Origin of the sequence: Rhizocola hellebori (genome assembly GCF_016862955.1) — a bacterium.
Taxonomy (GTDB): domain Bacteria; phylum Actinomycetota; class Actinomycetes; order Mycobacteriales; family Micromonosporaceae; genus Rhizocola; species Rhizocola hellebori.
Map to the genome: position 1 here is coordinate 45286 of NZ_BONY01000041.1, position 20350 is coordinate 65635.

Annotated in this window: 26 protein-coding genes and 1 pseudogene; 21 read left to right on the forward strand and 6 right to left on the reverse strand. The window is 66.6% G+C overall.

Annotation, left to right across the window (positions count from 1 at the left end):
* Positions 1-68 precede the first annotated feature (68 nt).
* The 13 genes and pseudogenes from Rhe02_RS29370 (at position 69) to Rhe02_RS29425 (ending at position 9830) form a co-directional block, all read left to right on the forward strand.
* Positions 69-608 carry an ABC transporter ATP-binding protein gene (locus Rhe02_RS29370; protein WP_203911637.1) on the forward strand — a complete coding sequence of 180 codons (540 nt, stop codon included), beginning with the start codon at positions 69-71 and terminating at the stop codon, positions 606-608.
* 101 nt (positions 609-709) lie between these two features.
* Positions 710-1357 (forward strand): hypothetical protein, encoded by a 648-nt coding sequence (locus Rhe02_RS29375; protein ID WP_203911638.1) that lies wholly within the window; start codon positions 710-712, stop codon positions 1355-1357.
* A gap of 110 nt (positions 1358-1467) precedes the next feature.
* On the forward strand, positions 1468-2289 hold the full coding sequence (locus Rhe02_RS29380) for a methyltransferase domain-containing protein (protein ID WP_239124123.1): 822 nt from the start codon (positions 1468-1470) through the stop codon (positions 2287-2289).
* Positions 2290-2409: 120 nt separating this feature from the next.
* The gene (locus Rhe02_RS29385) at positions 2410-2865 is read left to right on the forward strand and encodes a PNPOx family protein (RefSeq protein ID WP_203911640.1); all 456 of its coding nucleotides are present in this window, start codon (positions 2410-2412) and stop codon (positions 2863-2865) included.
* Between the two features lie 19 nt (positions 2866-2884).
* Entirely contained in the window at positions 2885-3130 is a 246-nt protein-coding gene (locus Rhe02_RS29390) for a hypothetical protein (protein ID WP_203911641.1), read from the forward strand.
* Positions 3131-3209: 79 nt separating this feature from the next.
* Positions 3210-3410, forward strand: coding sequence for a PLDc N-terminal domain-containing protein (locus tag Rhe02_RS29395; protein WP_203911642.1), 201 nt, complete (start codon positions 3210-3212; stop codon positions 3408-3410).
* Positions 3407-4288 carry an ABC transporter ATP-binding protein gene (locus tag Rhe02_RS29400; protein WP_203911643.1) on the forward strand — a complete coding sequence of 294 codons (882 nt, stop codon included), beginning with the start codon at positions 3407-3409 and terminating at the stop codon, positions 4286-4288. The genes Rhe02_RS29395 and Rhe02_RS29400 overlap by 4 nt, the downstream gene beginning before the upstream one ends.
* Entirely contained in the window at positions 4285-5034 is a 750-nt protein-coding gene (locus Rhe02_RS29405; RefSeq protein ID WP_203911644.1) for a hypothetical protein, read from the forward strand. The genes Rhe02_RS29400 and Rhe02_RS29405 overlap by 4 nt, the downstream gene beginning before the upstream one ends.
* A gap of 261 nt (positions 5035-5295) precedes the next feature.
* Positions 5296-5766: pseudogene (locus Rhe02_RS50075) on the forward strand (MBL fold metallo-hydrolase); the annotation flags it as partial.
* A 212-nt stretch (positions 5767-5978) separates the two neighbouring features.
* The gene (locus tag Rhe02_RS50080) at positions 5979-6131 is read left to right on the forward strand and encodes an MBL fold metallo-hydrolase RNA specificity domain-containing protein (RefSeq protein ID WP_239124126.1); all 153 of its coding nucleotides are present in this window, start codon (positions 5979-5981) and stop codon (positions 6129-6131) included.
* Between the two features lie 13 nt (positions 6132-6144).
* Positions 6145-8772 (forward strand): bifunctional acetate--CoA ligase family protein/GNAT family N-acetyltransferase, encoded by a 2628-nt coding sequence (locus Rhe02_RS29415; protein ID WP_203911645.1) that lies wholly within the window; start codon positions 6145-6147, stop codon positions 8770-8772.
* 11 nt (positions 8773-8783) lie between these two features.
* The gene (locus tag Rhe02_RS29420; protein ID WP_203911646.1) at positions 8784-9470 is read left to right on the forward strand and encodes a CBS domain-containing protein; all 687 of its coding nucleotides are present in this window, start codon (positions 8784-8786) and stop codon (positions 9468-9470) included.
* Positions 9471-9476: 6 nt separating this feature from the next.
* Positions 9477-9830, forward strand: coding sequence for an Hsp20/alpha crystallin family protein (locus Rhe02_RS29425; RefSeq protein ID WP_203911647.1), 354 nt, complete (start codon positions 9477-9479; stop codon positions 9828-9830).
* Between the two features lie 9 nt (positions 9831-9839).
* On the opposite strand, the gene Rhe02_RS29430 is transcribed toward Rhe02_RS29425, so the two are convergent.
* Entirely contained in the window at positions 9840-10274 is a 435-nt protein-coding gene (locus Rhe02_RS29430) for a CBS domain-containing protein (RefSeq protein ID WP_203911648.1), read from the reverse strand.
* Between the two features lie 171 nt (positions 10275-10445).
* On the opposite strand from Rhe02_RS29430, the gene Rhe02_RS29435 reads away from it, so the two are divergent.
* Positions 10446-10844, forward strand: coding sequence for a flavodoxin domain-containing protein (locus Rhe02_RS29435; protein ID WP_203911649.1), 399 nt, complete (start codon positions 10446-10448; stop codon positions 10842-10844).
* A complete protein-coding gene (locus tag Rhe02_RS50610) occupies positions 10841-10969 on the forward strand; it encodes a hypothetical protein (protein WP_275412652.1) in 129 nt (42 codons plus the stop codon). The genes Rhe02_RS29435 and Rhe02_RS50610 overlap by 4 nt, the downstream gene beginning before the upstream one ends.
* On the opposite strand, the gene Rhe02_RS29440 is transcribed toward Rhe02_RS50610, so the two are convergent.
* From Rhe02_RS29440 to Rhe02_RS29450, 3 genes are all read right to left on the reverse strand, one after another.
* The gene (locus tag Rhe02_RS29440; RefSeq protein WP_203911650.1) at positions 10966-11688 is read right to left on the reverse strand and encodes a DsbA family protein; all 723 of its coding nucleotides are present in this window, start codon (positions 11686-11688) and stop codon (positions 10966-10968) included. The genes Rhe02_RS50610 and Rhe02_RS29440 overlap by 4 nt on opposite strands.
* Entirely contained in the window at positions 11685-12143 is a 459-nt protein-coding gene (locus tag Rhe02_RS29445) for a MauE/DoxX family redox-associated membrane protein (RefSeq protein WP_203911651.1), read from the reverse strand. Before Rhe02_RS29445 ends, Rhe02_RS29440 begins: the two co-directional genes overlap by 4 nt.
* Before the next feature lie 129 nt (positions 12144-12272).
* Positions 12273-13250 carry an Acg family FMN-binding oxidoreductase gene (locus Rhe02_RS29450; protein ID WP_203911652.1) on the reverse strand — a complete coding sequence of 326 codons (978 nt, stop codon included), beginning with the start codon at positions 13248-13250 and terminating at the stop codon, positions 12273-12275.
* 125 nt (positions 13251-13375) lie between these two features.
* Between Rhe02_RS29450 and Rhe02_RS29455 the strand changes: the two genes are divergently transcribed.
* The 5 genes from Rhe02_RS29455 (at position 13376) to Rhe02_RS29475 (ending at position 16804) form a co-directional block, all read left to right on the forward strand.
* A complete protein-coding gene (locus Rhe02_RS29455) occupies positions 13376-14056 on the forward strand; it encodes a CBS domain-containing protein (protein ID WP_203911653.1) in 681 nt (226 codons plus the stop codon).
* Between the two features lie 43 nt (positions 14057-14099).
* Positions 14100-14525, forward strand: a complete 426-nt coding sequence (locus Rhe02_RS29460) for an Hsp20/alpha crystallin family protein (protein ID WP_203911654.1) — start codon at positions 14100-14102, stop codon at positions 14523-14525.
* 68 nt (positions 14526-14593) lie between these two features.
* Positions 14594-14827, forward strand: coding sequence for an SHOCT domain-containing protein (locus Rhe02_RS29465; protein ID WP_239124124.1), 234 nt, complete (start codon positions 14594-14596; stop codon positions 14825-14827).
* 80 nt (positions 14828-14907) lie between these two features.
* Positions 14908-15864 carry an Acg family FMN-binding oxidoreductase gene (locus tag Rhe02_RS29470; protein WP_203911655.1) on the forward strand — a complete coding sequence of 319 codons (957 nt, stop codon included), beginning with the start codon at positions 14908-14910 and terminating at the stop codon, positions 15862-15864.
* A 52-nt stretch (positions 15865-15916) separates the two neighbouring features.
* The gene (locus tag Rhe02_RS29475) at positions 15917-16804 is read left to right on the forward strand and encodes a universal stress protein (protein ID WP_203911656.1); all 888 of its coding nucleotides are present in this window, start codon (positions 15917-15919) and stop codon (positions 16802-16804) included.
* Between the two features lie 56 nt (positions 16805-16860).
* Here Rhe02_RS29475 and Rhe02_RS29480 read toward each other — a convergent pair whose 3' ends face one another.
* On the reverse strand, positions 16861-17163 hold the full coding sequence (locus Rhe02_RS29480) for a cation-transporting P-type ATPase (protein WP_203911657.1): 303 nt from the start codon (positions 17161-17163) through the stop codon (positions 16861-16863).
* Positions 17151-19550 carry a phosphoketolase family protein gene (locus Rhe02_RS29485; protein WP_203911658.1) on the reverse strand — a complete coding sequence of 800 codons (2400 nt, stop codon included), beginning with the start codon at positions 19548-19550 and terminating at the stop codon, positions 17151-17153. Before Rhe02_RS29485 ends, Rhe02_RS29480 begins: the two co-directional genes overlap by 13 nt.
* A gap of 106 nt (positions 19551-19656) precedes the next feature.
* Here Rhe02_RS29485 and Rhe02_RS29490 point away from each other — a divergent pair, with 106 nt between their 5' ends.
* Entirely contained in the window at positions 19657-20193 is a 537-nt protein-coding gene (locus Rhe02_RS29490; protein WP_203911659.1) for a flavodoxin family protein, read from the forward strand.
* Positions 20194-20350 lie beyond the last annotated feature (157 nt).

The following is a 20350-nucleotide window of genomic DNA, read 5'->3' on the forward strand; positions in this document are numbered from 1 at the left end:
CGCAGGTCCTTGCCAGGCGAGCATTGCGACCCTATCCGCCACCGGGACGCCGGCGCGACGCTGGCAGTATGGCCAAAGTAGAACTCAGCGGGCTAAGCAAAGTCTTTCCCGGCGGCACCATCGGTCTCGACGATGTCGACCTGACCGTCAACGATGGCGAATTCATCGTGCTGGTGGGGCCTTCAGGATGCGGCAAGTCGACGTTGCTGCGCATCGTCGCCGGTCTGGAAGAACCCACGAAGGGCACTGTCGCCATAGCTGGAGTGACAGTCAACGACCTGGCCCCCCAACTACGTGACATCGCGATGGTGTTCCAGAACTATGCTCTCTACCCCCACATGACGGTGGAGGAGAATCTCGGATTCAGCCTGCGCGTGCAGCACCATCCCAAAACCGACGCCGCACGAGAAGTCAATGAGGCCGCCCATGTGCTGGCGCTGGAGCCGCTGCTGGAACGCAAACCGAAAGCGCTCTCCGGCGGTCAGCGGCAGCGTGTCGCGATGGGGCGAGCTGACCGCGATGTGGACCGCACACGCCACACCCGATGCCGCAGTCACCGCAGGACGGGCGGGCAAGGGTCAAAGGTCCTATGCCGAGTGTGCTCCTAAGTCCTGCCGAGACAGGACTTGTACACCTGACGCCACCCCTTGCCGCGGCCGCATGCTGATGTCAACCAAAACGGCGCAGTCATCCTAAGAGGAGAAGCATCATGAAGCGCAGGACATTGGACATCCTGTTCAGCATCGGCGGCGTCGCCATCGCGGCTCTGCTGCTCGCCGCCGGCATCGTGTTGTCGGCCAACGCAAGCTTCGCCACCACCTATGTGGCCGACCAGCTGGCCCAGCAACACATCACCTTCAAGACCGCCGACACCTTGACCGAAGAGGAAAAGCAGGCCCCGTGCCTCGTCGAATACGCCGGTCAGGCACTGACCACCGGCAAGCAGGCCGAGTGCTACGCCAACAACTTCATCGGCCTTCACCTCAAGTCGACCGCCGGCGGCAAGACCTACGCAGACCTCGGCGTGCCGCAAGCTGAACTGCGCACCCAGATCGCGGCCGCCCAGAAGGCCGGCGAGACCGCCAAGGTCACCGACCTTCAGAAACAGCTCGCCGACGTCACCGCCCAGCGGGAAACCGTCTTCAAAGGAGAGACCCTGCGCGGCCTGCTGCTGACCACCTACGGCTTCAGCGAGTTCGGCACCAAGGCCGGCCAAGCCGCCACCGTCGCCTACCTCGCCGCCGCGCTGATGTTCCTGATGGCCCTCGCCGGCTTCGTGCACGCCTTCCTCACCCCCAAGACGGTCCCCTTCGCCGCCGTCGAACCCCAGGTCCGCCCGACACCCGTCGCCGCATGACCGCCATCCGCTGGGCCGGATCCGACAGGGATCCGGCCCAGCGTCGTCCTGTGTCTGGTTTCATGCCGTATCGCACTGACACAGCAGACGTAGGGCGTGAGAATGTGGGCATGAGTTCCTCGCAGCCCGCCGCCGGGCCTTCCCCGGACCATCGGTACCTGCTCGACAACGCCAGGGTCGAGGCGGGCGAGCGGTTCACCTGGCTGGCCGAGTTGTTCGATGGTGTCACGCGTGGGCATTTCGACCGGCTCGGGTTGAGGGCGGGCTGGCGCTGCTGGGAGGTTGGCGCCGGAGGCCCCAGCATTCCCGAGGCGCTCGCCACAGCCGCCGGGCCTACCGGTTACGTGCTGGCCACCGACATCAATCCGGCCTGGTTGGATCCGCATGCCGGGTACGAGGTGCTCCGCCACGACATCGTCGCGGACCCGCCGCCGCAGCCAGGCACGTTCGACCTGGTACACGCGCGGCTCGTGCTCGTTCACGTGCCCGACCGCGCCCAGGCGCTGGCCACGATGGTGGCGGCGCTGCGGCCCGGCGGCTGGCTACTGATAGAAGATGCCGACACCGAGCTGCAGCCGCTGGCCTGCCTCGACGAGGTCGGCGAGCCGCAGCAACGCGCCAACCAGCTGCGGCGCGCCGTCCGGGAGCTGATGACCCGCCGCGGCGCCGATCTGCGCTACGGCCGCACGCTGCCGCGGGCGTTGCGTGCGGCAGGCCTGGTCGATGTCACGGCGACCGGCTGCTTCCCGGTCGGCGCGACGGCCTGCAACCGGCTGGAGACCGCGACGGTGCGCATGCTCCGCGCCGAGTTGCTCGCCGCAGGGCTGACCGACGACGCCGAGATCGACGCGCACCTGGCCGCCGTCGACGCCGGCGAGCTCGACCTCACGCTCGCACCGCTGATCTCGGCATGGGGACGCCGCCCGGGCTGATACGAACGTGCTGCCCGGGCCATGGTCAGCGAGGAGCAGGGCTTTCGGCCCTGTTGAGGGAGTGTGCGGCCAGGCCATGGTGGGTGGGTAACAACCCGCCAGCCGACAGGGGGCGACAGCGTGGACACCTCGATCAGTCACCGCAACCAAAACCCGGCAAAGCCACATTTGAAGGCATGGAACGCTCTCACCCGCTGGATCCTGCACGTTCCTTTGCTGCGCACCATGGCCGACCGCCAGGTGTGCGAGCTGCACTTCGCGGGCATCCGCAGCGGCAAACCCATCACCCTGCCAGTCATGTACGCCCAGCAAGGCGACACGATCGTGATCCTGGTGGGCGCTCCCGGGACGAAGCTGTGGTGGCGCAATTTCGCCCAGATCCATCCGGTCTCGGTGTGGCTGCACGGCGTCTCGCGCACCGGCAGCGGCCACGCTGTCGGCCCGGGCGCACCGGGGCGAGCGCGGGCCGCCGGCATATACACAGCCAAATTTCCCGACCTGCCCGTTGAGAATGATCCCTTGGTCGTCATCACTCTTGACCCCTACGCGGCAAATCCATCGTCCAGATCGGAGTGAGGGATCAGCGTGGGATCAGGTGTCTGATCGGCTCGAAGGCCTCGGGCTGAAACTCAAGCTGCATATGGAACAGACGCGCGACGGCACGATGACCGAAGCGCTGGAAAAGTTGCGGCAAAATGTCGAAGCCGCTGGAAACGCGGTCAAGGACGAGGCTGTCCGAGCCGACGTGCGTGAGGTTGGGCAACTGCTCGCCGACGCGGTGTCGACAACCATGGCCAAGGTCGAGCAGCACGTGCGCGACGCGGTGAAACGCACACCCTGATGCCGCCGCGAACCCCACCGCATCGCTAGCGGAACAGGCGCACTGAGTGGTGAACTAGCTGTTGATCGGAGGTGTCAACGTGACAGATCTGGGTCAAGTGCCCATTGCGGCTCTGGCTCCCTTGGTCGTTGCCGCTTTGGCGTTCGTGGCATATTGCTTGTTCGATCTGACTCGCAGCCAGGTGAGGTACCTGCCGAAGTGGGTGTGGGCCGTCATCTGCGTGGTGTCCATCCCGGTGGGCGGGATCGTCTATCTCCTGATCGGCAGGCAACCACAATGATCGTGCAGACCCGCGACCTGACGAAGTTATACGGCGGTCACACGGCTCTATCCGCTGTGGACATCAACGTGCCCGACCGCTGCGTCTACGGATTGGTGGGGCCCAATGGCGCAGGCAAGACCACATTGCTGGCGATTCTTGCCGGGCTTCGGCGTCCCACGAGCGGGGAGATCCTCCTCGGCGTGGCGCGCCATCGAATGGCTGTGCTACCCGACACCCCTCAGTTTGATCCGTGGCTGACCGGCCGGGAGGTGGTCGCCCTGGCCGCTCGCCTCGCCGCGCCCGGCGACACCGAGGAGCGAGTGGAGCAGACCCTGCGCGACGCCGGATTGGCAGATGCCGCTCAGCGACGCGTCGGCGGGTACTCGCGCGGAATGCTGCAGCGTCTGGGAATCGCCTGCACTCTCGTCGGTGAGCCGAGCCTGTTGCTGCTTGACGAGCCGGCCTCGGCTCTGGACCCGGCCGGGCGCCGCGAGGTGCTTGACCTGATTGCCCGTCTGCGCGGCCATGCCACGGTAATCATGTCCAGCCACATCCTCGCCGATGTTCAGGAGGTCTGCGACTCCGTGGGCATTCTGCGCGATGGCCGGCTGCTGTTTGAGGGACGGTTGGACAGCCTGCTGGTCGGCCGCGCAGTGCCGGCCTACCGGATCCACCTGCGTTCCGGTGCCGAGTCGGCCACGGAAGCGTTACGCAGCCAGGATTGGGTCATCGGCGTCGATCCGCTGACTGCGAACCGGCTTCATCTGAACGTGCGCTCGCTGGCCGAGGCGGAGGCAAGCTTGCCAGCCGTGCTGGCCGGCTGCGGGGCACACGTGATCAGCATGGCGCCGGAGGCCGCCGATCTGGAAGACGTCTTCCTGGAGCTGACCTCATGACCCTATGGCGCCTGGAATGGCTGCGCCTGACGCGCACCCATCGCCTTCTGATACTGGTCGGCGTGTACCTGTTCTTCGGTTTCACCGGTCCGCTCACCGCGCGCTATCTGAGCCAGATCCTGGATCGGCTTGGCACTGAAGGCATGAAGGTGGAGTTCCCCGCGCCGCAACCGGCCGACGGCATCGCCCAGTTCGTCAGCAACGCCTCCCAGATCGGGCTGCTGGCCGTCGTGTTGGTCGCCGGCTCCGCGATGGCCTTCGACGCCAGACGGGAGATGGCGGTATTCCTGCGAACACGGGTCAACACCGTTCGCGAAGTCATCCTCCCGGCCTATCTGCTGAACACCGCCGCGGCCGTCGCTGCTCTGACGATCGGCACATTGACGGCCTGGTACGAAACCGCAGTGCTCCTAGGTCCGCTGCCACCCTGGCGCATGGCGGCAGGAGCAGCGTTCGGAGCACTTTTCATGGCTTTCGTTGTCGCCGTAACGGCGTTGATGGCCTCCATCGTCAAAAGCACAGCGGGGACCGTTGGGCTCACTCTGGGCGTTCTGCTCACGATGGCGCTGCTGGGCAACCTCGGCGGGTTGGGCCGGTGGCTACCCACCAACCTGTCGGCCGCGATAGTCGGCCTCGTCAGCGGCCACAGCCCAGGAAGCTACCTGCCCGCCACTGCCGTCGCCTTGGCGGGATGCGGTGCCGCGGTTGCCGGAGCCATCGCGCTGAGCGCCCGCCGCGAGCTGTAGAAACTTTCGCGCTGCCAGCGGTTTGAGGCACGTCGGCGCACGCCTGTCCGACTCCCAACCTCGGGCCGCAACCCGAGGTTTGCAGGCCTTTAGTCCTGGCCGGTTCGGGTCCAGCGGATCTGACCTGCGCAGGCCCCTACCGGGTGCACTTGGGGTATGCAGGAGCCAACGAGCCTTCGGTTTCTCGGTGCCGCCCAGACGGTCACGGGCAGCACATTTCTGATCCAGGGTCATGCCGGCAGGGTGCTGATCGACTGTGGCATGTATCAGGGCAGCCGCGAGTTGCGGCGCCGGAACTGGGCGACGTTTCCGGTGGCGGGTCATGACATCGACGCCGTCGTGCTCAGCCACGCCCACCTGGACCACTGCGGGTGGCTGCCCCGGCTGGTGCGGCGCGGGTTCAATGGGCCTGTCCACTGCTCGCCGTGGACGGCCAAGGTGGCCGCGATCGTGTTGCGAGATGCCGCGCATCTGCAGGAGGAGGAGGCCGAGTACGCCGCGTTGCGTGGCTACAGCAAGCGCCGTCCCCCGCTGCCCCTGTTCGACACCACCGATGCCGAGCGGGCGATTTCCCTTTTCCGCGAGCTTGACCACGGCGCCTTGAAGCAGATCGCACCGAGGTTGTCGGTACGGTTGCATCGCGCCGGGCACATTCTTGGATCGTCCACTGTGGAGGCTCAGGCCGCCGGGCGAACGGTGGTGTTCTCCGGCGATCTGGGCCGGGACAGTCATCCGCTGCTCAACCCGCCCGACCCGCTGCCCGAGGCCGACGTGGTGGTGGTCGAGTCGACCTACGGCGATCAGGTGCACGGGCCGCGCCGGGCTGACGACATTGCCGAGCCGATCCGCAGCGCGCTGGCGGGCGAGCTGCATCTGGTACCCGGCAAAGAAGAATCGAAACGGCTCAACCAACCGCACCGGCCGAGCATCATCGCGACGACCTCATCTCCTGGCTCAAATCAGCGCCGCAGGCTCCGCAGACCTGCTACGTCGTACACGGCGAGCTGGAAGCCGCCAACGCCCTGTCCCACCGCATCCACGCCGAGCTTGGCTGGTGCGCCGTCGTTCCTCAGCACGCCGAGCGCGTTCTGATCTAAGGAGTAATGCGAGATGACCGACATGCTGAGCGCAGACGGCAGAATCATGCGGTTGCGGGAAGTGACCGCCGACGACGCCGGCAGCCTGCTGGACCTCTACCACAACAGCAGCGACGACAGCCGTTACAAGCGTTTCCTTTACCTGGGCCGCGCCGCGGCGCAGGAGGAGGTCGACCGGCTCACCAGGGCGCCCGGGACCGACCATTTCGCGATCCTGGCCGAAGATCAAGGCCAGGTGATCGGTGCCGCCTCGTATGAGCGCCTGGAGGAGGGGTTCCGGGCCGACTTCGCGGTCATGGTCGGCGACCAGTGGCAGGGCCACGGTGTCGGTACGCTGCTGGTCGAGCAGCTGGCCGCGCACGCACGCCAGCACGGCGTGCAGGAGCTCGTGGGAGACGTCCTGGCCGTCAACAGCAGCATGCTGCGCGTAGCCGCGGGTATCAGCCCGGGAGCGCCGGTGGAGTATGACGGCACCGTTTCCAAGGTTCGTATCGCTACCGCCTTCGACAGCGCCGCTCTGGCGGCGATGGACGCCCGGGAACGCAGCGCCGAGGAGCATTCTCTGCGACCTATGCTGGCCCCGCGCAGCGTCGCGGTGGTCGGGGTGGGCCGTAAGCCGGGCGGGGTGGGGCGGGAGCTGCTGGCCAACATTCTGGGCCACGGCTTCACCGGCCGCGTCTACGCTGTGAATCCGCACGCCGATGCCATCGACGGCTGTCTGACCGTGCCCACCGTGGCGCAGCTGCCAGAGGCCGTCGACCTGTTGGTGGTGGCCGTCCCGGCCGCGGCTGTGGCCGAAGTCATTCGTGAAGCGGGCGTTGTCGGGGTGCGCGCGGCAGTCATCGTCACCTCAGGCTTTACCGAGTCCGGTGCCGACGGCAGGGCAGCGCAGCGGGAGGTCCTCGACATCGCCCGCAGGTGCGGGATGCGCTTGCTCGGCCCGAACTGCCTCGGGCTCATCAACGCCGATCCTGCGATCCGTTTGGCGGCAACGTTCGCCGCCGATCTGCCAGATGCTTTTGGCGGGCTGGCCGTGGCCGCGCAATCCGGTGCCGTCGGCATCGCTGTTCTGGATCACGCCAAGCGCCACGGGCTGGGCATCGCCTCGTTCGTGTCGCTGGGCAACAAGGCCGATGTAAGCGGCAACGACATGCTCTCCTACTGGTTCGACGACCCGGCAGTGCGCGCGGTCGCGCTTTACCTTGAGTCGTTCGGCAACCCACGCAAGTTCGCCCGGATCGCCCGCGCGGTCGCCAGGCGCAAGCCGGTGCTGGCCGTCAAAGGCGGCCGTTCGACCGGCGGGCAGCGGGCGGGTGCGTCGCACACCGCTGCCGCCGCCGCCCCGGCCGTCGCCGTGGACTCCCTGTTTGCTCAGGCCGGTGTAGTCCGCGCCGACTCGCTTGGCGAGATGCTCGACGCGGCAAGGGTTCTGGTCGACCAGCCGCTGCCCGGCGGCAACCGGGTGGGGCTGGTGGGCAACGCCGGCGGGCTCAACGTGCTGGGCGCTGACGCCGCCGAAGCGGCCGGGCTGACCGTTCCCGACCTGCCGGAGCACTGCGGCAACCCCAACGATCTGGGTGCTGGAGCGAGCCCGCGGGCGATGGGCGAGGCGATCCGGGCGATGGCGGCGTCCAGGCAGGTCGACATGATCGTGGCCATCTTCGCGGCGACCCGGTCCAACGAACCCGGCACGGTGATGCTGGAGATCGCGGCAGCGGCCGACGAGTTCCCCGACCTCGCCTTCGCCGTCGTCATCGTCGGTGCCGACGCGCCGCCCACCCAGCTGGGCAAACGGCGGGCGCCCGTGTTCGCCCTGCCCGAGCAGGCGATGCGGGCGCTTGGGCACGCCGTGCGATACGCGGCCTGGCGCGAGCACCCGCTGGGTAATCGCCCCACACTGCCTGACATCGAACACGACCGAGCACAGTCTATTGTGGACACTGCGCTGGCCGGTGGCGAAGGCTGGCAGTCGTGGAATGTAGCCGCCGATCTGCTTTCCTGTTATGGGGTAACGGTTCTTCCCAGCGCAATCGTGGAAAGCGCTGACGAGGCCATCGCGGCCGCCGAACGGCTCGGCTACCCGGTCGCGTTGAAAGCCGCCGACCCGAACCTGGTGCACAAGACCGAACTGGGCGCCGTCCACCTGCGCTTGGCCGACGCCGAAGCGGTGGCGCACGCCTATCGCGCGATCGGCATCGCGCTGGCGAACCCTCAGCCGCCGGTGGTGGTGCAGCCGATGCGCGGCGGCGGCGTCGAAATGGTCGCCGGTGTTGTGCACGATCCCCTGTTCGGTTCGCTGCTGATGACCGGGCTCGGCGGAGTCCACACCGATCTGCTCGCCGACCGGTCGCTGCAACTGCTGCCGGTCACCGACCGCGACGCCGAGGCCATGTGGAAACGCCTGCGCGGCGCGAAACTGCTCACCGGCTACCGCGGATCGCCCGCCGTCGATACCGAGGCGTTGCAAGACGTCCTGCTGCGCCTGGGACGGCTGGCCGAGGACTTCCCGCAAGTCGCCGAGCTGGACCTCAACCCGCTGCTGGTCTTCCCGCACAGCGTTACCGCTGTCGATGTCAAACTGCGCCTGTGCCCGGTCGGCACCGAACTCGATCCTTCCCTGCGCGCGCTGCGCGCCCAATGAGGCGAGGAAACATGAATCCCTGGAAAGTCGAAGACGTCATGAGCAAGAAGGTCGTCTCGGTGCGGCTGAACACGCCGTACGGAGAGATCGTCAGCACGCTGGCCAAGCACAAAGTCAGCGCCGTGCCGGTACTCGACCGGTTCAGCCGCGTCGTGGGCATCGTCTCCGAGGCCGACCTGCTGCACAAGGTCGAATTTCTCGGCCAGGACACCGAGCCACAGTTCCTTGAGTGGGGTACCAGAAAAGTCAACCGCAGCAAGGCAAACGCTGACACCGCCGAGCAGCTGATGACCAGCCCGGCCGTCACCACCCAGCCCGGCGTGTCAGTGATCGCGGCCGCCCGGCGGCTGGAGGAGAAACACGTCAAGCGAATGCCGGTCGTCGACGCGTTCGGGCTCCTGCTCGGCATCGTGTCGCGCACCGATCTGCTCAAGATGTACCTGCGCCCCGACCACGAGCTGCGCCACGAGGTCGTCGAAGACGTGTTGCGCCGCACGCTGCACATCGACGCGCTCACCATCGAGGTCGAGGTGGTCGACGGCGTGGTCATCCTCAACGGGCACGTCGACCGCAGATCGATCGCGGAGATCGCCGTGAACCTCACCAAATCTGTCCCCGGCGTGATCCGTGTCGTCGACCAGATCCTGTGGAGCCGCGACGACGTCACCGTGCCCGCCCTGCTAGCAGATTGCAGGTGACCATCGATGTTGCTGCAGGATTTGGCAGAACTGAACTGGTTTCCCATGGCAGGACCGGCAATCCGCACCGAGGAGCAGCGCGATGGCGACCGCTTCCTCGTGCGCGCCGAGCTTCCTGGAATCGATCCCGGCAAAGACATCGCCATCACGATCACCGACGACAATCTTCGCTTGGTCGTCGTCCGCCTGCCCGATGTCGTCCGTGGAGCCCGCACCCAGTTCCGCTATGGCACCTTCCAACGACTACTCAAGCTTCCTCCCGGCACCCAGCACAAGTACACCCTGGGCTATCACGAAGGAATCCTCGAGATCGCGATGAACGTAGGTGAGCCACCTGCCGAACTCGATCAACAGGGCTGACACTACGGCTTACTTGGCCAGCAGCGCCACCAGATCGCCGCCGGTGACGATTCCCACCGGCCTGCCCTCGGTGTCGGTCACCGCCACAGCATCGATCCCGTTGGCGCCCATCAGTTTCGCGGCGTCGATGACCTCGTCGAGAACGCATACCGTTTCCGGCGCCGGCCCAAGCGCGGAGGCTATCGTACGAACGGCGAGCGCGTTGAAGTCGCTGGCCCACACCGCCGCTATCGCGCGATCGGACAGCACCCCCACACAGCGCCCGGTCGCATCGACGACCACCAGATGGCGCAAGCCTGAATTGATCATTCTGACCAGGGCGTCCTCAAGCAATTCGCGATCGGAGATGAGCACCGGTGGCTGCGTCATGACTTTGACGATGGGCTGGCGCGCCAAGCGGGCATGGCTGCCGGTATCGCGAGCCGAAATATAGATGGCCTTCATCACGTGCTCCCTTGCGCCCAGGCGGGTCACGCTAACCCACTACTTTCAATGCTCGCCCCGGTCGAGGTACCGGCCCAGGGCAGAAGCTCCCCGGCAGACGGGACCAAGGACCCGTCCGACGACGGTCTTGTGCATCTACATGCGCAGGTCGCGGCGCAGTGCACTTGAAGCATGAACGCACCAACGCATTCGCACCCCAGAGTCCTCGTCACGTGGGAATCCAAACATGGCTCCACCGCCGAAATCAGCTATGCGATCGCCGGCGTGCTGCGTGAGCACGGTGTTCGGGTAACGCTGTCGCGGGCCGACGAAGCCGACATCGACGACGCGGATGACGGGTTTGTCATCGGAAGCGCCGTCTACGCCGGGCACTGGATGAAACACGCCAAGCATTTCGTCCAGGAATACAGTAAGAAACTGCTCGCCAAGCCGGTGTGGCTGTTCTCCAGCGGACCGGTGGGAAACCCACCCAAGCCTGATGAGCCCGCCGTCGACGTGGCCGAAATGATCGAGTGCACCGCCGCGGTAGAGCACCATATCTTCGGCGGAAACTTGACCCCGAGCAGATGACGTTCCCCGAGCGGGCGATCACCCGCGCATTGCACGCGCCCTATGGCGACTTCCGTGACTTCCAAGCCATCCGGGCGTGGGCTGCCCAGATCGCCGAACATCTGACCAAGGTAGAGCAGCGCTAGCTCTGGGCGGCGATCGCGTTGAACACGGCGTCGGTGATGGTCTGCCCTTGCGCCGGGGTGACCTTCTGGTTGTTGACGAAGATGGTGGGGGTACCGGTCACACCGCGGCGGCTCGACTCATCGGTAGCGAAGCTCGGCCAGGAAGCGTAAGTGCCGTCATTCACGCAAGAGGCGAAGGCGTCGCCCAGCCCCGCGCTGCGGCCCATAGCGACCAGCTCGGCGTCGGTGTAGCCGGCGCCGCCTTCGGCCGGCTGCTTGGCGTAAAGCGCATCGGAGAACTGGGCGAATTTGCCGCCGTCCGCAGCACACCCCGCCGCAGCCGCGCTGCGCGTGGAATAACGGTTGGTGGACAACCTGTCCAGGATCGCGATCGGGAAGGTGGCCAGCGTGATCTGGTTGTCCTGCACCATCTTCTGAAGTCTTTCCTGCGCCGCGGAGTGGAAAGCCCGGCAGGACGGACACAGGTAGTCCTGATACACGTCCACTTTGATCGGGCCGCTTCCGGCCACGATGCCCGTGCCCGACGCGTTGGTGGACTGCGGAACGTTGTGGGCGGTGTCTTTGGTGTTCGCATAGACCGCATAGGCGCCGACGCTCACCAGTAACAGAACGCCCGCCGTGATGGCAGAGACCCGGATACTCCGATTACGCCTGGCCTCCTTGGCCTTCTGTTGCCTGATCAGTCGCGTGGCCATGCGCTGGTTGCCCCGCTTGCTCACGACATTCTCCTATCCAGCGAGTATTTGGTTACCGGAAACACGACGAGGTAGATCGCCAAGGCCAGCAGCGCGACGTCGCGGGCGATATCCCATGCGTAGTTCGGGTTCTGGCCCACCGGCAGCGTGCCGCCACGGCTGAAGCATCCGCAGTCGATGGAAAGCCCACGAGCCCAGGCCGAGGCGATCCCGGCGATGAACGCGACCATGGCCAATGCCGCAAGCGACGCCGCGAGCCGAGTGGCGAGCCCGGCGAGCAACAGCAGGCCGACGCCGATCTCCAGGACCGGCTGGACCACCCCCACGAACTGGGCCATCTCCCAAGGCATCAGCTGGTAGGCGTTCACCGCCCGCGCCGACGCGGCAAGATCGGTAACCTTGATCGCACCCGCGGCCAAGAACGCAGCCCCCAGCCCTACCCGGGCAGCCAGGCCCAGCCACTGCTGCCAAGCTTTCATAGTCACCACGCTCGCCCATCGCTGCCGTCGTTGTCAGGAACATCTTCCCGACATCGACGTCCTTTAGCCCAGGGCCGTTAGACCCTACGGACCGAGCAGTAAGGTCTACTTAGGAGCAAGCAGCTATTCTCAGTCGGCCATTTCGATGATTTGTTCGGCGGGCAGCCGGGGCGTGTGCGGCGGGCCCGAGTGAAGCGGATCGGGCGAGCCGAGACGAAGCACCAGGTATGGAGAGCCGACCCCGGAAAGCAGGCGCCGCAGAAACTCGCGGGTGGCGAGGACCTCGATGACCGCGCTGAACGGCAGCACTGACAGTCCGAGCTCGGAGGCGATCAGCCAGCCGGCCGACATTGCCTCACCGGCACGCAGCCAGTCTGCCGGCTCATCGCTTTGTCCGAAAAGGACCGCGTAGGCGGCCTCGCGGTCATGACCCTCTCCCGTGCGCAGGGTGCCTTGGCGCACGAAGTCACGGCCGGGCACCACCGTCTGCGGCGGGCTGTCGACCAGTGCCGTGTCCGGCACGCCGACGCCGCTGGCGCGGTCTCCGCCGACCCAGTAGGCCAGCTCTTCAAGCTGCTGCGGATCTGTCACCTCGATCTGATCGGCGCGGGCAGACGCGGAGCCGAGCTCGAGGACCTGGTCGGCGGTGAGCACATGGACATCGATCCCCTCGGCGGTCATCGCGGCGCGCACGGCGTCGAGGGCCTCGGCCGCCACAGGCGTGTCGCTGACCGGCCGGCGATCGGTGTGGCGCAGGCGAATCGCCTGGAACAGCCGCATCGCTTCGGCGGTGACCTCCACCCGCTCCCCCAGATCCACGTGGGCGAGGTGATCGGGATCGTTGGGGTCGGGCATCCGTTGCACCAGCGCTGCCCAGCCTTGCGCCGCGAGCGCGACCCGCAGGTGGTGCAGTGCCGCACCGCAGCTCATCACCAGCAGCCGCCCATGCGTATCGGCGACCTGCAGCTGGCGGCTGCGATCGGCGAAAAGGTCCAGCCCACGCTCGCTGACCCGCCACCGCCAGGGCTGGGTGTTGTGCACCGATGGGGCGTAACCGGCCGCCGCTGCAGCCTCCGCCAGCACGGCGGACTCGGGCCTGTCGCTCATGCCTTTGAGCATAAGGCCCAACGGCGGCCCGAACCCGAGTCTTTGGTCCCGTGCAGCGCGGCCTTGCGCCCCTGACCGCGCGCGCCAACGCAGCCTAGCGTCAAAAGCGAAGAGAGGAGCAGGAAATGAAGCAATGGACAGTCCAGGACGTGATGACCTCCGATGTCGCCTCCGTTCTGGTAAACACCCCCTACGCCGAGGTGGTTGCTACCTTGGCCAACCGCAAGGTCAGCGCTTTGCCCGTGCTCGACGGCTTCAACCGCGTCGTCGGTGTGGTCTCCGAAGCAGATCTGCTGCACAAGGTCGAGTTCATCGGCGAGGACACCGATTTTCGGTTCTTCGAGTGGGGTACCAAGAAAGTCAACCGGGCCAAGGCAAACGCCACCACCGCAGGCGACCTGATGACCTCCCCCGCCGTCACCGTCCAACCCGGAATCTCCTTGGTGACCGCCGCCAAGCGGATGGAGGAAGCACACATCAAGCGCCTTCCCGTGCTGGACGAGATGGGCCGGCTCATCGGCATAGTCTCACGCCGCGACCTGCTCAAGATGTACCTGCGTCCCGACGGCGAGGTACGCGACGAGGTCATCGAAGGTGTGTTGCGCCAGTTGCTCTGGATCGACCCGCTGACCGTGCAGGTCGTCGTCGAAAACGGCGTGGTGACCCTCCACGGCGAGGTCGACCGCAAGTCCACCGCACAGATCGCCGCCCACGTCACCAGGCGGGTTCCCGGCGTGGTCCAGGTTGTCGACCAGGTGACCTGGAACTACGACGACATCACCATCCCCACCGGTGTCGGCGCCTGAGACCGCTTTGCCCCAACCAGAGCACGAGAGGAGGTGAAACATCATGCTTATCACCCGCAGGCGCTCCGGCCTGGCCTTCCCCGACCTGGCCGAACTGTCCTGGTTCCCCTTCGTCGAGCCGGTGATCCGGATCGAGGAGTACCACAAGGACGACCGTTACGTCGTTCGCGCGGAACTGCCCGGCGTTGACCCCGCGAAGGACATCGAAGTCACCGCTGAGGACGGCTATCTGCGCTTGGTCGTGACCCGTCAGGAGGACAGCAAGGAGCCGGGCCGCAGCGAGTTCCGCTACGGCACCTTCCACCGCACCATCGCCCTTCCGCCCGGCGCCAAGGAGGACACCATTCTGGCCACCTATGTCGAGGGGATCCTCGAGATCACGATGAAGATCGGTGAGCCGAAGCCGATCGGCAAACACATCCCGATCGCGATCGGGAACGGTCAGCCCAAGCCCGTCAAGAAGGGCTGAGGGAAGTCCGCTGGCATTGCGGGGGCCGCATCTCGCTACGGCCCCTGCGCCCGCTAAGGAGATGCGTCATGATGTGGAACGGCTATGGCATGGGCGGTTGGGGCATGGCTGTCATGCTGGTTTCCAGCCTGGTTTTCTGGACGTTGCTGGTCGGCGGCGCGGTTCTGCTCTACCGCGCATGGCGCGACAGCCCGAAGTCCGCCGGCCCGTCCAGTGCCGAGCAGCAGCTCGGCGAGCGTTACGCGCGCGGCGAGATAGATGATCAGGAGTATCGGCACCGGCTGACGGTTCTGAAACGCTGACCGATGCGGGGCCGCCGGCCCACCCACCGTGGGACCTTCGGCCCTGCCGGCCGGCCGAGCACAGGCGGTGCACTGGAGGCATGAACATGTTGCGTGCGGCCGCCGAGCTCGCGCTCGCGGCGCCATCGATCTTCAACACCCAGCCGTGGACGTGGGTCGTGCACCCCGACCGCCTGCTGCTGCGCGCCGACCGGCAGCGGCAGCTACCCGCAGTGGACCCCAGCGGGCGGTTGCTCACCATCAGTTGTGGCGTGGCTCTGCATCACGCCGTCGTCGCCTTGGCGCCCGCAGCCGCCGAGGTGCGGCTCATGCCCGATCCCGCCGACCCTGACGTGCTGGCCTCGCTGCGCCTGAGGCCGGACAGGCCGCCGGATGACTCCGCTCTGGCGCTGCGGGCCGCCATCAAGCGCCGGCGCACAGACCGCCGTGCTTTCGCCCGCGTACCGGTCAGCACCGACACGGTCGATGCCCTGATCGCCGCCTGCGAGCAGCAGCAGGCACACCTGCACGTCCTGGCATGGCACCAGACGTCCCAATTCGCTCTGGCCGCCGTCCGGGCCGGCGCCCTGCAACTGTCCGATCCGGACTATCGCGCCGAGCTGGCCGACTGGACCCACCGACCGCCATGGAGCGGCGACGGTGTGCCTGCCTCCACCACCGTTCCCGCTATCCCGCGGCGGGTCCCGGTGCGCGACTTCGCCCCGTTCGGCGGCGCGAGCCTTCCGCCCGGGATCGACAACGATCTCGGCGCCAGCTATGCGGTCATCTACACCAACGTCGATGGGGTCAGGGCCTGGCTGCGTGCCGGGATGGCATTGTCGGCCGTCCTCCTGACCGCCACAGCGGCCGGCCTGGGCAGCGCTCCCATCAGCGACGTGACCGAGACCTTCCCCACCCGCACGCTGATGGACGACATGCTGCCCGCAGGCTGCGCACAGGTGGCCCTCCGGGTCGGGCATCCAGCCCCCGGCGAGCCTCCGGCCACACCGCGCCGGGTGCCCGCCGAGGTCATCTCAGAGGCCACCGACCCGCGATAAGCGGGTCTATCGGCCCTATTCCGTGCCCGCCAGGCGGAAGATGCTGAGAGGTATGAACAGATCAATCGTGGCCGGTGTGGATGGCTCGCCCGGCGGCCTCACGGCAGCCCGCTATGGCGCCTCATTGGCGGAACGGCGTAACGTTCCGCTCAGGCTTATACACGTGTTCGAAAGCCTCTTCTACGGCTACGGTCCCCTGTTCGCCGCTGGCAACTACGCCGTTGCCGACGAGCAGCTGCACGCGGCGGCACAGAGGTCCCTTGCCAACGACGCGGAACAGATCCGTGCCGCCTATCCCGGTCTCACAGTCGAAGCGGACCTTCTCGAAGGTTTGCCCGCCGCAGTGCTGATCGAGGAATCCCAGGACGCCGTCGCGACCGTCGTCGGCACCCGCGGCCTTGGCGGCTTCGCGGGCCTGCAACTCGGCTCAGTCTCCAGCCAGGTGGCCGCGCACGGGCACGGGCCGGTCGTAGTCGTGCGCCCAGCCGAGCAACCGGACGGCCCGGTGCTGGTGGGCTTCGACGGCTCCGAGGCGTCCCAGGCAGCCCTCACCTACGGCATCCGCGAAGCGCTCGACCTGAAGGTGCCGCTCGCCGTCGCCAACGTCTACTGGGAAGAGCCGCTGGGCCTGCAAAACCCTTGGGGTTCCAAGGAGATACCCGATCCGGCCGTCACCGCCGTGCACAAGTCCCAGCAGCTCATCGACGACGCCCTGGAGCTGGCCCGCGAGGAGCACCCCGACCTCCAGATCGAGATCCGCACCATACACAGCATGAACCCCGAATACAGCCTCGTCGAAGAATCCGCACACGCCAGCCTCACCATCGTCGGCTGCCGCGGCCGCGGCGGCTTCGCCGGTCTCCTGCTGGGCTCGGTGAGCCGCACCCTGGTCCACCACGCTGCCGGGCCGGTGGCCGTCCTGCACCCCACCGCGCATTAAGGCACTCTGGGGACAATCATTACCGGGCACCGATCTGTCCACGCCAACAATCACCGTCATCGTCCCCACCTCACGTTTCTCCAGATCCACAGGACCAGCGCGGGCACCACCGCGACCGCTGCGCAGACAGCAACTTGGCTGGCTGACAATGGTTCCGTGCCGAGCAACGTGCGCAGCGTGGTCACCACTGCCGCGGCGAGCAGCAGCGCCACCAGCGGGTCGGTGAGCTGCGCCCCGATCCTGCTGAGAAGACGGCGTGGACGCGGTTTGGCGACCGCGTTGGGGCCGTCGCCGGCCAGCCGAGCCGCCGCTTCCTTCGCGGACAGCCCGGCCGGCCGGTTCTCGGTCAGGACGGCCATTTCCAGTTCCGGATTTCGGGCGCGTCCTCGCCGGTGGCCCTGGTGTGGTCGCGGCAGCGCTGACGAGCATCCACCATCTCCTGGCGCAAAGTGGCCGCGCTGACCGACAGCCCTGGGACGCGATCGATGACGTCAATCACCAGATGGAACCGGTCGAGATCGTTGAGCATCACCATGTCGAACGGCGTGGTGGTGGTGCCCTCTTCCTTGTAGCCGCGCACGTGAAGGTTGCTGTGGTTGGCGCGGCGGTAGGTCAGCCGGTGGATCAGCCACGGGTAGCCGTGGTAGGCGAACACGACCGGCTTGTCGCGGGTGAAGATGGCGTCGAACTGGTCGTCGGGCAGCCCGTGCGGGTGCTCCGAATCGGGCTGCAGCCGCATCAGGTCCACGACGTTGACGACGCGAATCTTCAGCTGCGGCAGCCTTTCGCGCAGTATCTCGGTGGCCGCCAGCACCTCCATCGTCGGCACGTCACCAGCGCACGCCAGCACCACATCGGGTTCGCTGCCCGCGTCGTTGCTCGCCCAGGGCCAGATGCCCAGCCCGCGCCGGCAGTGCAGCTTGGCTTGCTCCATTGTCAGCCAGTTGGGCGCGGCCTGCTTGCCCGCGACGATGACGTTCAGATATTGGCGACTACGCAGACAATGGTCCAATGTGGACAGAAGGGTGTTGGCGTCCGGCGGCAGATAGACCCGGACCACCGCGGCCTTCTTGTTCACCACGTGGTCGATGAAACCCGGATCCTGGTGCGAGAAGCCGTTGTGGTCCTGCCGCCACACATGACTGGACAGCAGATAGGTCAGCGACGCGATAGGACGCCGCCACGGAATCCCGTTGGTCACCTTGAGCCACTTGGCATGCTGGTTGACCATCGAGTCCACCACATGGATGAACGCCTCATAACTGGTCAGCAGCCCGTGCCGGCCGGTCAGCAGATAACCCTCCAAGAACCCTTGGCACAGATGCTCCGAGAGCACCTCCACCACCCGGCCCTGCGGCGCGAGATGGTCGTCGCCGGGCACGATGTCGGCGGTGAACACCCGATCGGTGACCTCAAGCACCGCACCGAGCCGGTTGGAGTTCGCCTCGTCCGGGGCGAAAAGCCGGAACCTGTCCGGGTTCGCACGCATCACCTCGCGCAGCCACTGCCCCGCCTGCCTGGCCGCCTCGATCTGCGAGCCACCGGGCTGCGGCACGACCGCCGCGTGCTCCTCGATGTCGGGCAACACCAGATCGCGCAATATCTGGCCGCCGTTGGTGTGCGGGTTCGCGCTCATCCTGCGCTCACCGCTGGGTTTCAACACATCCAAGCTTTTATCGGGTACCCCGAAAGAGCCAAAAAGCTCCTCAGGCCGATATGAGCGCATCCACTGCTCAAGCATCCCCAGATGCGCCGGGTTCTCACGCACGGCCGCCAGCGGCACCTGGTGGGCGCGGAACGTGCCCTCCACCGGCACACCGTCGACCTCGCGTGGCCCGGTCCAGCCCTTCGGCGTGCGCAACACGATCATCGGCCAGCGCGGCCGCGACCCGTCACCGGTGGCACGGGCGTGTTGCTGGATCGCCGCAATGTCGTCCAGCGCGGCATCCAGCGCCTGGGCCATCTCGTGGTGAACCCGCGCCGGGTCGTCGCCGCTGACCTCGATCGGCCGGTAGCCAAAACCATGCATCATCGACATGAGATCGGTGTCGGGGATACGCGACAGCACGGTCGGGTTGGCAATCTTGTACCCGTTGAGGTGCAGGATCGGCAACACAGCCCCATCGGTGATCGGGCTAAGGAAGACGTTGGAAAGCCAGCTTCCCGAAAGCGGCCCGGTTTCGGCCTCACCGTCACCCACCACGCACGCCACCACGAGATCGGGGTTGTCGAACGCGGCACCGTAGGCATGCATCAACGAATACCCGAGCTCTCCGCCCTCATGAATGGAGCCAGGCACCTCAGGCGCCACATGGCTGGGAATCCCACCGGGAAATGAGAACTGACGGAACAGCTTAGCCATTCCGGCCTCGTCCCGGCTGATACTCGGATACACCTCGCTGTAGGTGCCCTCCAGCCACGTATTGGCCACGATGGCAGGGCCGCCGTGGCCGGGACCGGTAACGAAAATGGCATTCAGATCACGGGCCACGATGGCCCGGTTCAGGTGCGCCCACAGCAGATTCAGCCCCGGGCTGGTCCCCCAATGCCCGAGCAGCCGCGGCTTGATGTCCTGCGTGGTAAGCGACTCGCGAAGCAAAGGGTTGGCCATCAAGTAAATCTGGCCCACCGTCAGATAGTTGGCCGCCCGCCACCAGGCGTCGACAGTGGCGTACTCCTCATCGTTGAGGTAGCCGGAACGGCTAGCTGAATCCGAGCGCTCACCGGCGCGGACAGTCACGGTCATAGTTTGATCGTCGCGCCGTCCGGGCCCCGAGTGCAGAGCAATCCTGCCTTTCCCGCCCAGGACCTATGACCCTGGCACTCGCGCGCCCATACGCCACGCTTAAACCATGACCGCGCTCATCATCTATGAATCGATGTTTGGCAACACCCGCCGCATCGCCGAAGCAATCGCCGACGGGCTCGCCCCGCACCAGCGCGTCGAGCTCCGCGAAGTCGGCCAGGCACCCATTCCCCTGCCCGCCGATCTGGATCTGCTGATCATCGGCGCCCCCACCCACGCCTTGGGCATGAGCCGGCCGAACACCCGCCAAAGCGCAGCCCAGCAGGCGACCGCCGGCCTGGTTTCCGCCGGCATCGGCGTGCGTGAGTGGCTCGACCGTCTCCTACCCGGATCACACCTCGTCCCCGCTGCCGCTTTCGACACCAAGTTCGGCAAACCGAGCTGGCTGCCTGGTTCGGCGGCGCGTGGCATCGCCAAGCGGCTCAAGCGTTTGGGCCACCTCCGGGCCGCCATGCCCAAGAGCTTCTACGTCACCGCGACCAAAGGGCCGCTGGCCGAAGGCGAGCTAACCCGCGCCCGCGAATGGGGAGACCTGCTCGGCCAGACCCACCCGGCCGGTCACTACTTCACTCCGCTGGGCTGACAGGACGACCACCCAGGTCCACGCAGCGGCGGCCAGCCCCGCATCCCAGCCAGGAACACGCCCGCGCCGCGGCAACCTGACCAAGCTGAGATCGTGCCCGCCGCTGGCCAGCAGCCAGGAGATCAGCTTTTTATGGGTGGAACGTGTGGCCAAGGGA

Excerpts from the sequence above, each read along its gene's own strand:
- Rhe02_RS29465 (WP_239124124.1), top strand. The coding sequence starts at position 14,594 with ATGATGTGGAACGGCTATGGCATGGGCGGTTGGGGCATGGCTGTCATG.
- Rhe02_RS29490 (WP_203911659.1), top strand. The coding sequence starts at position 19,657 with ATGACCGCGCTCATCATCTATGAATCGATGTTTGGCAACACCCGCCGC.
- Rhe02_RS29480 (WP_203911657.1), bottom strand. The coding sequence starts at position 17,163 with ATGGCCGTCCTGACCGAGAACCGGCCGGCCGGGCTGTCCGCGAAGGAA.
- Rhe02_RS29460 (WP_203911654.1), top strand. The coding sequence starts at position 14,100 with ATGCTTATCACCCGCAGGCGCTCCGGCCTGGCCTTCCCCGACCTGGCC.
- Rhe02_RS29370 (WP_203911637.1), top strand. The coding sequence starts at position 69 with ATGGCCAAAGTAGAACTCAGCGGGCTAAGCAAAGTCTTTCCCGGCGGC.
- Rhe02_RS50610 (WP_275412652.1), top strand. The coding sequence starts at position 10,841 with ATGACGTTCCCCGAGCGGGCGATCACCCGCGCATTGCACGCGCCCTAT.
- Rhe02_RS29405 (WP_203911644.1), top strand. The coding sequence starts at position 4,285 with ATGACCCTATGGCGCCTGGAATGGCTGCGCCTGACGCGCACCCATCGC.
- Rhe02_RS29425 (WP_203911647.1), top strand. The coding sequence starts at position 9,477 with ATGTTGCTGCAGGATTTGGCAGAACTGAACTGGTTTCCCATGGCAGGA.
- Rhe02_RS29400 (WP_203911643.1), top strand. The coding sequence starts at position 3,407 with ATGATCGTGCAGACCCGCGACCTGACGAAGTTATACGGCGGTCACACG.
- Rhe02_RS29430 (WP_203911648.1), bottom strand. The coding sequence starts at position 10,274 with ATGAAGGCCATCTATATTTCGGCTCGCGATACCGGCAGCCATGCCCGC.
- Rhe02_RS29415 (WP_203911645.1), top strand. The coding sequence starts at position 6,145 with ATGACCGACATGCTGAGCGCAGACGGCAGAATCATGCGGTTGCGGGAA.
- Rhe02_RS29475 (WP_203911656.1), top strand. The coding sequence starts at position 15,917 with ATGAACAGATCAATCGTGGCCGGTGTGGATGGCTCGCCCGGCGGCCTC.
- Rhe02_RS29485 (WP_203911658.1), bottom strand. The coding sequence starts at position 19,550 with ATGACCGTGACTGTCCGCGCCGGTGAGCGCTCGGATTCAGCTAGCCGT.
- Rhe02_RS29455 (WP_203911653.1), top strand. The coding sequence starts at position 13,376 with ATGAAGCAATGGACAGTCCAGGACGTGATGACCTCCGATGTCGCCTCC.
- Rhe02_RS29380 (WP_239124123.1), top strand. The coding sequence starts at position 1,468 with ATGAGTTCCTCGCAGCCCGCCGCCGGGCCTTCCCCGGACCATCGGTAC.
- Rhe02_RS29445 (WP_203911651.1), bottom strand. The coding sequence starts at position 12,143 with ATGAAAGCTTGGCAGCAGTGGCTGGGCCTGGCTGCCCGGGTAGGGCTG.
- Rhe02_RS29420 (WP_203911646.1), top strand. The coding sequence starts at position 8,784 with ATGAATCCCTGGAAAGTCGAAGACGTCATGAGCAAGAAGGTCGTCTCG.
- Rhe02_RS29450 (WP_203911652.1), bottom strand. The coding sequence starts at position 13,250 with ATGAGCGACAGGCCCGAGTCCGCCGTGCTGGCGGAGGCTGCAGCGGCG.
- Rhe02_RS29470 (WP_203911655.1), top strand. The coding sequence starts at position 14,908 with ATGAACATGTTGCGTGCGGCCGCCGAGCTCGCGCTCGCGGCGCCATCG.
- Rhe02_RS29375 (WP_203911638.1), top strand. The coding sequence starts at position 710 with ATGAAGCGCAGGACATTGGACATCCTGTTCAGCATCGGCGGCGTCGCC.
- Rhe02_RS29435 (WP_203911649.1), top strand. The coding sequence starts at position 10,446 with ATGAACGCACCAACGCATTCGCACCCCAGAGTCCTCGTCACGTGGGAA.